This is a genomic window from Bacillus sp. FSL R5-0585, assembly GCF_038004545.1.
Lineage (GTDB): Bacteria > Bacillota > Bacilli > Bacillales > Bacillaceae_G > Bacillus_A > Bacillus_A cereus.
The window spans coordinates 2120699-2133331 of record NZ_JBBORJ010000001.1 but is presented as its reverse complement, the minus strand read 5'-3'; the positions used below and the strand labels follow the sequence as shown (position 1 = coordinate 2133331).

Here is a 12633-nt window from a genome sequence, read left to right as displayed (position 1 = left end):
ATTATTACATATATATAATACATTTTTTGGTATAATATTCTTTGTATTAGATGTTCAATGATTGTAATACTGGAAAGTGGATATGGCAAGGGAAGAAGTAAAGTAAGTAGGCATTGTTGTATTAAGAAAACTTAATGAGAGCGGTTGTTGAAAGGGGAAAAGGTGTGTTATGAAATTAAAAAAGCTGGTCGTAAATAATTTTAGAGGATTAAAGGGAAAGAAAAATATTATTGATTTTGAAGGGTCAGATATTATTTTCTTAATAGGAAAAAATAATTTCGGGAAATCTACATTTTTGCATGCGTATAATTTTTTTGTTGAGCCAAAAGTGAAGTCTACAATAGAAGATTTCTATAATAAAAATACTTCTCATAAAATTGAAATATCTGGGATTTTCACTTGCGAAGAAAGTGATGGACAGGATGTATTATTAAATCAAGCAGATCCAGATTGGATACACAAATGGGTAGATGAAGATGGATTGATTAGAATCAAAAAAGTTTGGTCTAGCGTTGGGGAAGAGGGAAAGAAACAGACCTACAATCCTAGCACAAAGGAGTATGTAGATGGCGGGTTTGGTGGATTTGACACATTGCTTAAACGATACGCCCCTACTGCAATTCCTATAAATGCAGTTACTTCAGCAGAAGATTTAGAAAAACAGATTAATGATATTATAACTAAAAAACATATAAAAAAGCTTGAAACAGATTACTCAGTAAAATACAACAGTATTATCGCTGGTTTGAATGAGTTAAAAGACGAGATTTCTAGTTCAAGTGACATTAGTAATATTAACGAAAAGATGAACCAGTTTTTTGCAGAAGTTTTTCCGCATTTAGCTTTACAAATTTATTCTGTCCCTGAATCAGGAATAGACATTGCAAAAACTTTAAAAGCTACACATGGAATAAGCGTTACAGATAGGGCTGTAGCAGAAGAGATGTACGATTTAAAGAAAAATGGACACGGTGTTATGAGACAAGCATTTTTTAGTTTCCTTTCAACGCTAGGAACAGATTTAGAAAAAACAAGAAAAGAATATTTAATTCTTTTTGAAGAGCCTGAATTATATCTACATCCTGAAGCGATTTTTTCATTAAGAGAACAGCTTTATAAATTAGCACAGGATAGCCCCTTCCAAGTGCTGTGTGCCACGCATTCGCCTTTAATGATTGATACATCAAAACCACATGCTTCTTTAGTAAGATTGACCAAAGATACTGAGAAGAACACTAGAACGTATCAAGTTAAGTTTGATGTATATGAAGGAGATGAAAAAAACTTCTTGCAAATGATAAATCGTTTTAACCCGCACATTTGTGAATGTTTCTTCGCAGATGAAGTAGTTCTTGTGGAAGGAGATACAGAGGCAGTTATTTATCGTGATTTAATTAGTAGATATTATAAGAATGAAAAAGAAGTATTCATATTAAATACTGGTTCAAAAGCAAATATGGTATTCTACCAAAAAATTCTTACTCACTTTGGTATTAAACATGTTGTGGTTCATGATGTAGATTCTCCAACATATGAAACAAGAGAGGGTGAAACAAGAACAAATGCAATGTGGAGTTTTAATCAGAGAATATGGGAACAAATAACTGAGTCGAATGAAGTTTTCCAAGGTATTTCAAGAAGATATACTCATTATTTGAATTTTGAAGTGGCACATGAATATGAAGAAAACAAGAGGAAAGGTAAGCCTTTAAGTGCTTACGAATTTGCACAAACGATTACTAATGAATCAGAACTCCCATGTATTGAATTTCTAAATGATTTATTCAGTGAAGGTCAGATTAATCATACTCAAGAAGAAATTGAAGCTTTTGCTTCAGCTGTGATTGCGTAATATTAACAATTGAAGTATACATTATAGAAAAATCACCTTGATATTTGAGTATCAAGATTAAAAAAGGCTAAATAATAGATTACGAAGAAGCTTCCCTTTAGGGAGGCTTTTTTTATGTTTTTATAGTTTTTGATTTACACTTTTCATTCTCTCGATAGAAAAACGATAGGGACAAAGAACACAGACAAAACGTCTCGCATATCATATCGGCAGAGGTGAGAGGCATCATGAATTTTAAATACAAAGAAATTGGAAAGTTTGATGCTCGTAAAGCAGCAAAAGCCCTCCTTGAATTGGCACAAGAGATAAAACTAGAAGATGAAAAAAAACGTAAAAGTGAAGATAAAAATGACAATGAGAAAGCAAGTTAAACCCGTACATATTCATTGTGTACGGGTTTTTCTTTCTGATTTATAATTATATAAAGGAGTGATATATATGAAGGTGAACGAATATTCCGTTGATTTAGAGGATGTAAAGAAGATGTTAGAACTTTACTCAAAATTAAAGGATACGGATATTTTCAAGGAGTTTTATGAAGAAGAACTTAAGCCGATAAAAATAGAAAGATTACAAATATGAAGGTTTTAGATGGAGTTTATGTATACGAAGTCAATAATCACGATGGATTTTACGTAGAGCAAACATTGCAGCACGTTACAGAGCAAGATATGAAAAAGGGCGATACGGAGTGGATTGAATTAAATTATAATTTCACGTTTGGTGATCTTGTGCAAGTAACTGGATATGATAAAGATGTTTTCCGTATTGTTGGTTTTCGTACAGAAGTATGGAGATATAAGAATGACGCATGGGAAGATACAATTTATGAATTGTCACGGATTACGGATGGTGAATGGTTAGAAGCGGATGAATCAGATTTAACGTTACTCGCCAATGCTCAAACGGCAAATGCAATTTTGAAGAAAATGAAACAAGATAAAGCAGGTATGAATAAATTAGATTTAGGAAAGTTAAAGTCAATTAACAACTCGAAAAAAGTGAGTGTTAAGACGAATCGTCAAGAAATCATTGATGGATTACTTGATATTTATAACGATTATCAATTATTGTTCGATACATTTAAAGATGAAGAATATAAAATTGTAATGGATGTTGTTCATAATTATTTAGTTAAATTGACAGAGAAAAAATAGTTAACTAGAAAGAGAGAATAAATTGAACAACAACATATGCAGTATAAGGTATGCCTACAACTATTAAAAAAATAAAAAGCCACTTTATAAGAGAGTCTGCCCATTGATCTTCATGCATGAACTCTTCTTTTGTTTGTCCTACTTCATATTGATTTTCCATTATTATTTCCCCCTTTGAATAGCTTGTACTACAATCGTATGCATCTCGTCCAAAGCTTATGACCTATAAAAAAATAAAATCTATTTTTCTAATCTCATATACATAATTTTGAGATTTTTTCATAAAACAGAAATAAAGGAGTGATGCTCATGAAGGAAATTGAAGTCGTGATTGATACGGAAGAGATTGCGGAGTTTTTTTATGAGCAACTAATTGAAAGAGGGTACGTCCCAAAACGAGAAGAAATTGAAGATCTCGCAGATATTACATTTGAGTATTTATTAGAGAAATGTATGATTGATGAAGTTTTTGATGAAGAGGATGAATGAAAGTAACGACGGGCATAACTCGTCGTTTTTTACTCTTTACAAACCTGTCACAAATATAGTCAATAATTATTGGTATAATGAAAAGGAAATTTTACTCAAGAGGTGAAGGAATGTTCAAAAAAATTATTGATTCTTTATTAGGAAAGAAAAAATATCGTTCGTATTCAAGTAGTGATTATCGTCGTAGAGGGCGCTCGTATTCAAGTAGCGACTATAAACGACGTTCATCTGGTTATGGACATCAACATTATAAAAGAAAACGTAAAAGCCGTAGCTTCTTTTCAAGTAGCTGATGAAATGGTGTCGTGTACTAGCATTATTTGATAGACCACTGCGAAAAAATACAATTGTTGCAGAACGTTATAAAATTGAATCAGTAATTGGAATGGGCAGTTATGGGGTTACATACGTCGTTAATGATTTACAAACAAATAGATATAAAGTCTTAAAACAATTAAGACAAAGTAAACAAAGATATGAGTCTGGTAGAAAATCATTTGAACAAGAGAAAATGATTTTACAAACATTAAATCATTATGCAATTCCTAGTCTATATGATCATTTCATATGGGAGAAAAAGAGCTTCTTTGTGATGGAGTACATGCCTGGTGAAAATTTTGAAGATTATATTTTCATAGATGGGTATGTATATACAGAACGTGAAGTTTTTAAGATTTTATATGAAATATTAGAAATTGTATCGGTGTTTCATAGTGAAGGCATTATTCATCGAGATTTACGCATTCCAAACATACTAATGAAAGAAAATCAAATTAGTATTATTGATTTTGGATTGGCTAAATGGAAAGGTGAGGATGATGAGCGAGCTACAACTTACGAAGGTGAACAAGCTTTGATGCGAGAAGTTCACTTTCGTAGCGACTTTTATGCGCTCGGTCATTTCTCATTATTTTTATTATATGCAGGATATGAATCTAATGAAAAACAGGAAAAACCATGGTACGAAGAATTAACTTTGGAACATTATAATCGCGAAATTCTTATGCGAATGTTACAAATAAAAACGCCGTACTATGAGAATGTACAAGATTTAAAACAAGATGTAGCTTCTGCTTTAGAAAGGATGGAGACTCCATGTTTCAAAAGTTTTTAGCAAGCGTTGGTATTGGAAGTGCAAAGGTAGATACTGTTCTTGAAAAAGATGAGTATATTGTTGGGGAAGAAATAGTTGGAAAGGTTCATATAACTGGAGGTTCAGTTAGCCAACAAATTGAAAGCATTTACTTAACATTATCGACGTCTTATGTACGAGAAGTGGATGATAAAAAAGTAACAGCAACGTATGATTTAGAGCGAGTACGCTTAACAGAACCTTTTTCTGTAGAACCGAATGAAAAAGTTGAAATTCCATTTTCTTTTCCAATGCCAATTGAAGCACCACTTACACTTGGTATGAAAACGGTTTGGATTCATACAGGTCTTGATATTAAACGTAGTATAGACCCAAGTGACCGCGACTACGTTCAAGTGTTACCCAATGCATTATTAAGTAGTGTTTTAGATAGTGTAGATGAATTAGGGTTTAAAGCACGTCATATAGAATGTGAAGAATTACCGCACCGATTACGTAAGCAAGTTCCATTCGCACAAGAATTTGAGTTTATTCCGGTTTCTGGAGAGCACTATGGGAAATTAGATGAATTAGAATTATTAATCTTGCCACGTGCATACGACCGACTAGAAATTATTATGGAAGTAGATAGAAAATCCCGTGGTTTAGCTGGATTATTCGCTGAGGCGCTTGATCTTGATGAGAAGGTGATTCGTTTTACCGTAACAAGAGAAGATATCCCTGAGATGAAGCGGAAAATTAATAATTATATTTTTTAATAAACTATGCATAAAAAAGAAATGGAGAGGAAAACTAAAACAACCGCTCCATTTTTTTGCATAGTGAGGTTATGTATGTGAAACGATATCGACATTTATACTTGCTAAGTTTTACGTTACTCATTTGTTTTGTCGTATTATCACTTTCGTATCATACCGCTTGTATTGAGAACTTTGACAATATAGTCGCACATTTTATTCAAAGCTTTCGAAACGATTATTTGACGACCTATTTTACTTGGGTGTCTTTTATCGGTTCCAAAAGAATATATTTTCCATTACTCATTATTCTTGTAATGTATTTTCTCGTTAGAAAAAAGTTGCTTAGTGCGTTACTTCTAACAATTAATTACTACGGATCTCGTTATTTAAACAGTATGCTTAAACTATGGTATGAACGAGCAAGACCTGATGTTACGCAGCTTGTTACTGCAACTGGATATAGTTTTCCGAGCGGTCATACGATGAATGCTACTGCTTTTTTAGGATTTATTGCATACGTCACAATTACTGAAGAGCGTATTTCGTTGCATAAAAAATTGTTAATTATTCTTATAGCAAGCTTTGTTGTATTATCTATTTCAGTTAGCCGAATATATCTTGGCGTGCACTATCCATCTGACATATTAGCAGGATGGGCAGCTGGCGGTAGCTGGCTCGTTTTATGTGTTATATTCCATAAAACGTTCATAAAAAAAGAACCTATGTCATAATAGGTTCTTTTTTCATTGGCTCAACATGAATGTGTGCATGGTAAATTCCAAATTTTTTGCGCAGCATAGCTTCGATGTTGTCGGTAATACAGTGACTTTCTCCAACATCCATGCGAGCATCTACTTCAATTGTAATATCAACGTACGTTTGATTCCCATACATACGTGCTCGAATATCTACAATGTTTTCCACACCGCCAATATGCTCAATAGCATCAGCGTATTCTTCCATTTTATCAGGATCAATTCCATCTGTTAGCATATGAGAAGATTCTACGAAAATCTCCCATGCAGTTTTACAAATAATAAGACCGACAATTAAAGCGGCAATAGGGTCTAAAATAGGCATTTGGAACTGAGAACCGACAATACCTACTACGGTACCAATACTTACGAGTGCATCTGATAAATTATCCTTTGCAGCGGCTTCTAATGATTTACTTTTTGTTCGTGCTGCAATTTTTTTCGTATACAAATACACGCAGTACATAACGACAGCAGAAAATAAAGCAACCCATGCAGCGAGTACATTAGGCGCTGCTTGTTTCGGATTTAAGAAAGATTGAATGGCACTAATAACAACTTCTAATCCGACTGTTGCCATAATGAAGGACGCAACAAGTGATGCGATTTGTTCGGCACGCGAATGCCCATACGGATGATCTGGGTCACGAGGTTTACGAGATATTTTTAGACCAATTAATATCGCTAAAGAAGCACCGATATCCGTTAAGTTATTTAAACCGTCAGCGCGTAATGCGCTAGAGAGGGTGATATAACTGATGATGATTTTCATAGAGGATAAAAATATGTAGGCCATAATGCTGACAATAGCACCTTTATCAGCTTCTTTATGAGAAAGAGTATCCATTTTAATCACTCACCTTTCTTTAAAGGAATTTCTTTCTATAAATAGAGTATCAAACGAAAGTCGTGTGGGTCTATACAAACATTGTTGACGTTTTATAGCTTTTTAAGAAGGGGATAACAAAGTTTCGTAAAGGAAAAATATGTTGAAAAGTACAAAGTCAAGGTGTGAACCTAATTGGAGTTTATTTACTAAAGAGATAGGAGGGTAGATGGATGAGGAAACGAATACTTTTCTTACTACGTATTATTCTTATCATGACAAGGTGTAATTCATTAAACGATGAAAAACTTCAAAAGATAATTGTGAAAATAGATGAAAACCCTCTGAAAAATATTTTCCAGAGGGTTTTCATTTTAGTATGCTTCTAAAAACTCAGTAACTTGCTCTTCTGTTTTTGCATTAGCACTATGTAAGTGGCCTAGCTTCTCACCATTTTGGTATACAAGTAAACTTGGAATACCCATTACTTGATACTCTTCAGCGATACTTGGAAACTCATCTTTATTAATAGAATACCATTCAAATTTATTGAACTCTTCCATTACATCTCCGATAAAGTTGTCCATACGTACGCAATCTGGGCACCATGTAGTAAAGAACTTAACAACTACAGGCTCCTCGCTTGCGATGATGTCTTTGAATTCTTGTTCTGTTTTAATTTCTTTCATAAGTAAAACTCCTTTCAATATCACACGAATTTATATGCAAAATTCGTATTTGCAAACATGTTGCAAACTTATTATTTGTTTTTTAGTTTTGTAGTTCGTTCACACTTATAAAATTGTATGTAACATGACTGCGCTACTAAGTGTGAAAATAACGAAACCTCACTTTTCTTTATAAGCTTTTTCCAGGATTGTGTCAAACTTTTGAATTTTATACAAAAATTAAAGAAGCCCACACTTTGATTGAGTATGGGCAGAGCGACTAAAATTAATCGCTTATTAATTTCGAATAGATATTTAAATCGATAAGCTTTCCAGCTGATTTTTCGCTCTTTCTCAGAATCCCTTCTAGATTAATTAACTTTTATTATACAAGAAAATTACTACATTGAACAAAGGCGTTAATTGGAGGTAACGAAATGACAAACTCATCAATTGAATATTGCGTTCAGTGTGATTAAGAAAGTGGTGTATAAAGATGGGACGAGATGAGAGTTACTTCCAAACTAAAAAAAGAGTAGATAATTTAAAAACATTTTACATTCATTTAACCATCTACATACTAGTCAATCTGATGCTTTTTTTACTTTTTAAGTAGTGAATTAGCTATTTTTTATTTTAATTACAAAAATTGAATAAGGTTAGAAATTATATGGTTGTAACGGGAATTAAGGGATATGAATAAAAAAATTTATCTCGCATTAACGGGCAGTAAGATCCTCACCTCAAAATTCAGCGGAAGCAAAGAAGTTAGGTGGAGTCGGGATGCCCGTAAAAGCCCGATTGGTGAGGGCTGATTAAAGTTTCACTTTATTAGGGATTTGCCTTAAACATTTATTGCAGTTAAGAATATTTATAATAATATGAACTAAAAAAGGTCCGATTTTTGTAATGTTGGAGGGGATTATTGTGGACATAACTCAAAGCGTATCAAGAATAGTGGTTAATGGAAAAGACCTTTCTTTCACTTCAGTTCAAACCTCTGCATGGAATCATGGACCTGTAAATGATTTAATCATTACGACGAATCAGAGGGTGAATGAGCTTTTTCAATTCATGTGGTCACAAGTACCGGTTACGATGTCGATATATTTTCTGCAAGGGGCGGATTTACTTAGGTTCGTCAGGGTTGCGGGAATTAATGAGCGTGTAACAGGAGAATATGTATATCATTTCATTTGGTAATAAGAAGGAGTCAAAGTAGTCTAGCAGCTACTTTTTTATTTTGTTATTTGAATATAAGCGAGTGGACTAGCTTTATAGTACCCACTGAAATAAAGAATCATAATATAATTTGTAATAACTTATACGGGAAGGGAGCTGAAAATCATGTTTTATTCATATTTTAATTCTGAAACTGGTATGCGACCAGCGTATGGTACATCTATAACGTATAGTGGAGCACAAAGTACAGTCCAAGCTATTCAACAAGCATTGCAAATGCAACAACAATTGCAAATGCAGCAGCAAGGTGTACAACCGTATTATTCATCCGTAGAGTATTTTTACCCAGTACATCATGTTACACCGTACGGAAGTTCTTTTCTTACTATTCCATATGGAACTGTATACAACTTATAACTAGTAAGGAATGAAGTGGTGTATATAAATAAGGGTGCAGGTTAATAGCGCCCTTATGAATAATAAAAATAGCTAGTCCAAACCTTATAAATCAATCTTACATAATATGTAGTAATAAGTTTGAAAGGGGAATTAGTATGTCTTGTTATTACTACTGTAAGTATTGTAAGGAGTATAAAAAGAAGCATCATGATTGTTGTAAGAACACTAGTAAGTGCCATGATAACAAGGACAATCTTGTTAGAGCATCCGCATTTAGAGCTAGAAATACTGTGAATCAAAATGTTCCTGCTAATACTTTTGTGAAAGTGTTATTTCAAAATGAACAATTTGATTTAGCGAATGAGTATAATCCAGCAACATCTATTTTTATGCCGAAGACTAAAGGTGTATATTCTATTATTGGAACGATTGGTTTCTTTCCAAACGATCCAACTTTAAATTATAGAGCGCGTGTAGAAATTCGTGTGAATGGAAACGCAGCGATAGCTATAGATAATGACTTTTTTGGTCCAATAAGTTTTGGAAATGTCGTAAGTGTTTCGACGATTGTTCAACTGAATGCAGGGGATGAAGTTGAGATTTATGCACAAAGTAGTATAGATGGAGTTTTAAGTCCTTTAGAAGATGGTGCACATTTTGAAGCAGCAAGATTTCCTTCTCCAACTAAATAAAACTGATCATTAAATGTTTTTTAGTAGGTTTAGTTAATCCCCTTACCAAATGGTAAGGGATTATTATTGTTTTTCTAAAATATATAAGTAAATAGGTAAAGCGTAGTTTAATTTGTAGGGGCTTCAACCTTCTTCAGATAATAAACAGAATAATAAGTAACATGCTTGTAAAAACGCATTGTTAGTAAGTTTACTAGTTTTCTTATAGAACAAGAAAGACGGAATACATAAAAGATCGTATCATTATGTTTTTTCTTTACTATATAGAAATTATATATTGAACATAGATTTGTGTAGGGAATGCTAATACACTGAAAAGAATAGCATAAAGGCGATTACACTATATAAAAACAAAATCAATCCTAAGATGAGTAGTATTGGATGCAACTTGAACATATTTGACCTCCTTGAGTATATAAAGAATTTTAATATATTGTTGGTCAATTTAGAAGGGGGACGGTTACATAAAAAAAGAGCATACATAAAAAGTACGCTCCAAAGAAAGATAGGTTTTATGAGTGGATAATCTCCATACGATAATATATGTTCTTTTCATAAAAACGTGTAAAAAATCAATGAATTATCAATGGAATATCATAACATGAGTAATTTTAGTCTAGGAATGCAGTTATTTTCTTTCTCGGTTATTTTAGGTAATAAAGTTGTGAAAATCGTGCATTATGCGGACTAACAACGGGATAGCGATCGTACTTCCGTTACATATTTCTTAAAGTCTGGGTATTGCGTGATAGTTTGACATTTAGGGGTGCATAGTTGATTAATTATAGACACATTTGTAATTACTTCGTTACAAGGACCGAAAAATGTAATTTTTAGCTTTGAATTTGGTGGGATTTTGAACACGATAGGTTTTTTTTCCATGAAATCAGCTCCTAATATTGAGTATTATAATTTAATGGATATAGAGTCGTATTAGTATAATATGAAATTTCAGTGGATTTGCTTATAATAAAGAATTTTATAGTAGTAAAAGTGCTTAAAGATGTAAAGGGGAAATTGAGAATGGGAAATAAAATGTTTAATTAATATAATCAATAAATACGGAAATGGTTAATATAACTAATGCATTTTTTTGTTTGTTACATATTATGTTAGTAAGAATGGTATAAGGAGGTAGTATAAAATAGTGGAAGAAAATGTACAAGCTCAGCTTTCGCCACCGTGGATCACATATTTTAATGAATTAAAAAATTCAATAGGTGCTGATCCAACTGTTACAGTTGGGCCGCTTATTCCTGTTGGTGGTAATTATATTATTTTAGTGCATGCGTTAAGTTTGGAAGTTTTAATTTAATAATGTAGGGGGATGTTTTCTAATATCCGTAAAAATGATTGATACCTGGATTGATAGGACGAGATTACATAACAAATGAATAGTAGGGTATATTTCGAATGTTTTATGTGGCATACATGTTAAAGTTGATAGAAATATTTCTGAAAGAGAATATATTTTGAAAAACAGTAAAGATTCTTTTTATTTATATTATAGATAGCTAGTTTTAGAGAGAGGAGGCTTACAATAAAACAAGCTATGAATAAGACATTCAAGAGGAGCTGAAATGTATGGGGTATATTGTAGATATTTCAAAATGGAATGGAACTATTAATTGGGATATTGCAGCATCTCAGTTAGATTTAGTGATTGCTAGAGTTCAAGATGGCTCTAATACGGTGGATTTTATGTATCAAAATTATGTTAGTGAAATGAAAAAGCATAGTATCCCATTCGGTAATTATGCTTTTTGCCGTTTTATATCTATTGCTGATGCAAAGAAAGAGGCACAAGATTTTTGGAATCGTGGTGATCAATCTGCTAAGTTTTGGGTAGCGGACATAGAAGTTCAAACGATGGTAGATATGCAAGGCGGGACACAGGCATTTATTGATGAATTACGCCGTTTAGGTGTGGAAAAAGTAGGATTATACGTAGGGCATCACACGTATTTATCATTTGGAGCATGTAATATTGAAGCTGATTTCATATGGATCCCTCGTTATGGAGGGAATAAGCCAGCATATCCATGCGATATGTGGCAATATACGGATTCAGGGAATGTTCCTGGTATTGGGAAATGTGATCTGAATCGATTAGTAGGAAATAAGTCACTTTCTTGGTTTATAGATTCCAACAAAGCAAATCAATCTAACATAGTGTATACACAGCAACCGAATGGCATTGGTATTGCAGTTTCGAAATATCCTGATGGACACGGAATAAATTTATATGAAACTCCCATGACCCCTCAATTTACAGGTGCACTCACTCAGAAAATTCCATATTTAATCTTAACAGGTTATTGGGGAGGCGGTGAGCAAGATATGATTTGTTTAGGGAACGATAAGCAGTGGGCATATTTAAAACATTTTAATGTGAAATGGTTTTATGCAACTTCGAAATATCCTGTCGGTTACGGAGTAAATTATTATGAAGAGCCTGAATGTATGAATTATAAAGGGGATATAGATGGATCGACATCTTTTCGAGTGTGGGGTAGAGTGGGAAATGCGGTAGATATCGGGCAGAATAGTTGGATACCTGAAAAACATGTAATTATTAAGTAACTATAGCGGCAGTATTGTTTTTAAGGAGTATGTAAAGAGTCTTCTTACTATACATAATAGTAAGAAGACTCTTTACGTTTAAAAATGAAAATACATGATACATAGTCTACTCATATGAAATGAATTACATGTAGAAAACACACTGTTTTCACAATGACTGTGTATAGTTAATTTGCATAATGATAAAAGTGAGGTAT

Annotated in this window: 18 protein-coding genes and 1 pseudogene; 15 read left to right on the top strand and 4 right to left on the bottom strand. The window is 33.0% G+C overall.

Annotated elements, in window-relative coordinates:
- Window positions 1-169: 169 nt before the first annotated feature.
- From MKY38_RS10905 to MKY38_RS10890, 4 genes are all read left to right on the top strand, one after another.
- A complete protein-coding gene (locus tag MKY38_RS10905) occupies window positions 170-1852 on the top strand; it encodes an ATP-dependent nuclease (RefSeq protein ID WP_341048977.1) in 1683 nt (560 codons plus the stop codon).
- A 227-nt stretch (window positions 1853-2079) separates the two neighbouring features.
- Window positions 2080-2223 carry a hypothetical protein gene (locus tag MKY38_RS10900; RefSeq protein ID WP_341048976.1) on the top strand — a complete coding sequence of 48 codons (144 nt, stop codon included), beginning with the start codon at window positions 2080-2082 and terminating at the stop codon, window positions 2221-2223.
- A 67-nt stretch (window positions 2224-2290) separates the two neighbouring features.
- Window positions 2291-2434 (top strand): hypothetical protein, encoded by a 144-nt coding sequence (locus MKY38_RS10895; protein WP_341048975.1) that lies wholly within the window; start codon window positions 2291-2293, stop codon window positions 2432-2434.
- Complete coding sequence (locus MKY38_RS10890) at window positions 2431-3009, top strand: hypothetical protein (RefSeq protein WP_097850518.1); 579 nt, start codon at window positions 2431-2433, stop codon at window positions 3007-3009. The genes MKY38_RS10895 and MKY38_RS10890 overlap by 4 nt, the downstream gene beginning before the upstream one ends.
- Before the next feature lie 4 nt (window positions 3010-3013).
- On the opposite strand, the gene MKY38_RS10885 is transcribed toward MKY38_RS10890, so the two are convergent.
- A complete protein-coding gene (locus MKY38_RS10885; RefSeq protein ID WP_000431486.1) occupies window positions 3014-3169 on the bottom strand; it encodes a DUF3930 family protein in 156 nt (51 codons plus the stop codon).
- 149 nt (window positions 3170-3318) lie between these two features.
- Between MKY38_RS10885 and MKY38_RS10880 the strand changes: the two genes are divergently transcribed.
- From MKY38_RS10880 to MKY38_RS10860, 5 genes are all read left to right on the top strand, one after another.
- Entirely contained in the window at window positions 3319-3498 is a 180-nt protein-coding gene (locus tag MKY38_RS10880; protein WP_000658451.1) for a YozD family protein, read from the top strand.
- A 110-nt stretch (window positions 3499-3608) separates the two neighbouring features.
- On the top strand, window positions 3609-3791 hold the full coding sequence (locus MKY38_RS10875) for a hypothetical protein (protein WP_000473371.1): 183 nt from the start codon (window positions 3609-3611) through the stop codon (window positions 3789-3791).
- Window positions 3791-4612: a serine/threonine protein kinase gene (locus tag MKY38_RS10870; RefSeq protein ID WP_006927693.1), complete on the top strand. Its 822-nt coding sequence runs from the start codon at window positions 3791-3793 to the stop codon at window positions 4610-4612. The genes MKY38_RS10875 and MKY38_RS10870 overlap by 1 nt, the downstream gene beginning before the upstream one ends.
- Window positions 4594-5349 carry a sporulation protein gene (locus MKY38_RS10865; protein ID WP_341048973.1) on the top strand — a complete coding sequence of 252 codons (756 nt, stop codon included), beginning with the start codon at window positions 4594-4596 and terminating at the stop codon, window positions 5347-5349. Before MKY38_RS10870 ends, MKY38_RS10865 begins: the two co-directional genes overlap by 19 nt.
- Window positions 5350-5426: 77 nt before the next feature.
- A complete protein-coding gene (locus MKY38_RS10860) occupies window positions 5427-6062 on the top strand; it encodes a phosphatase PAP2 family protein (RefSeq protein WP_000833370.1) in 636 nt (211 codons plus the stop codon).
- Here the strand turns inward: MKY38_RS10860 and MKY38_RS10855 are convergent.
- Both MKY38_RS10855 and MKY38_RS10850 read right to left on the bottom strand, forming a co-directional pair.
- Window positions 6052-6933, bottom strand: a complete 882-nt coding sequence (locus tag MKY38_RS10855; protein ID WP_000380385.1) for a cation diffusion facilitator family transporter — start codon at window positions 6931-6933, stop codon at window positions 6052-6054. The two genes, MKY38_RS10860 and MKY38_RS10855, sit on opposite strands and share 11 nt — an antisense overlap.
- Before the next feature lie 353 nt (window positions 6934-7286).
- Entirely contained in the window at window positions 7287-7601 is a 315-nt protein-coding gene (locus tag MKY38_RS10850; protein ID WP_000658787.1) for a thioredoxin family protein, read from the bottom strand.
- Between the two features lie 475 nt (window positions 7602-8076).
- On the opposite strand from MKY38_RS10850, the pseudogene MKY38_RS10840 reads away from it, so the two are divergent.
- The 4 genes and pseudogenes from MKY38_RS10840 to MKY38_RS10825 all read left to right on the top strand — a co-directional run.
- Window positions 8077-8187, top strand: a pseudogene (locus tag MKY38_RS10840) (2TM domain-containing protein); the annotation flags it as partial.
- Window positions 8188-8507: 320 nt separating this feature from the next.
- Complete coding sequence (locus MKY38_RS10835; protein ID WP_130813707.1) at window positions 8508-8783, top strand: hypothetical protein; 276 nt, start codon at window positions 8508-8510, stop codon at window positions 8781-8783.
- A 144-nt stretch (window positions 8784-8927) separates the two neighbouring features.
- Entirely contained in the window at window positions 8928-9179 is a 252-nt protein-coding gene (locus MKY38_RS10830) for a DUF3947 family protein (protein WP_000500095.1), read from the top strand.
- Between the two features lie 137 nt (window positions 9180-9316).
- Window positions 9317-9853: a C1q-like domain-containing protein gene (locus MKY38_RS10825; protein ID WP_044307442.1), complete on the top strand. Its 537-nt coding sequence runs from the start codon at window positions 9317-9319 to the stop codon at window positions 9851-9853.
- A gap of 687 nt (window positions 9854-10540) precedes the next feature.
- Here MKY38_RS10825 and MKY38_RS10820 read toward each other — a convergent pair.
- Complete coding sequence (locus MKY38_RS10820) at window positions 10541-10735, bottom strand: hypothetical protein (RefSeq protein ID WP_000412555.1); 195 nt, start codon at window positions 10733-10735, stop codon at window positions 10541-10543.
- 265 nt (window positions 10736-11000) lie between these two features.
- On the opposite strand from MKY38_RS10820, the gene MKY38_RS10815 reads away from it, so the two are divergent.
- Window positions 11001-11168, top strand: coding sequence for a hypothetical protein (locus MKY38_RS10815; RefSeq protein WP_000392277.1), 168 nt, complete (start codon window positions 11001-11003; stop codon window positions 11166-11168).
- Between the two features lie 269 nt (window positions 11169-11437).
- The gene (locus tag MKY38_RS10810; RefSeq protein WP_046392669.1) at window positions 11438-12436 is read left to right on the top strand and encodes a glycoside hydrolase family 25 protein; all 999 of its coding nucleotides are present in this window, start codon (window positions 11438-11440) and stop codon (window positions 12434-12436) included.
- Window positions 12437-12633 lie beyond the last annotated feature (197 nt).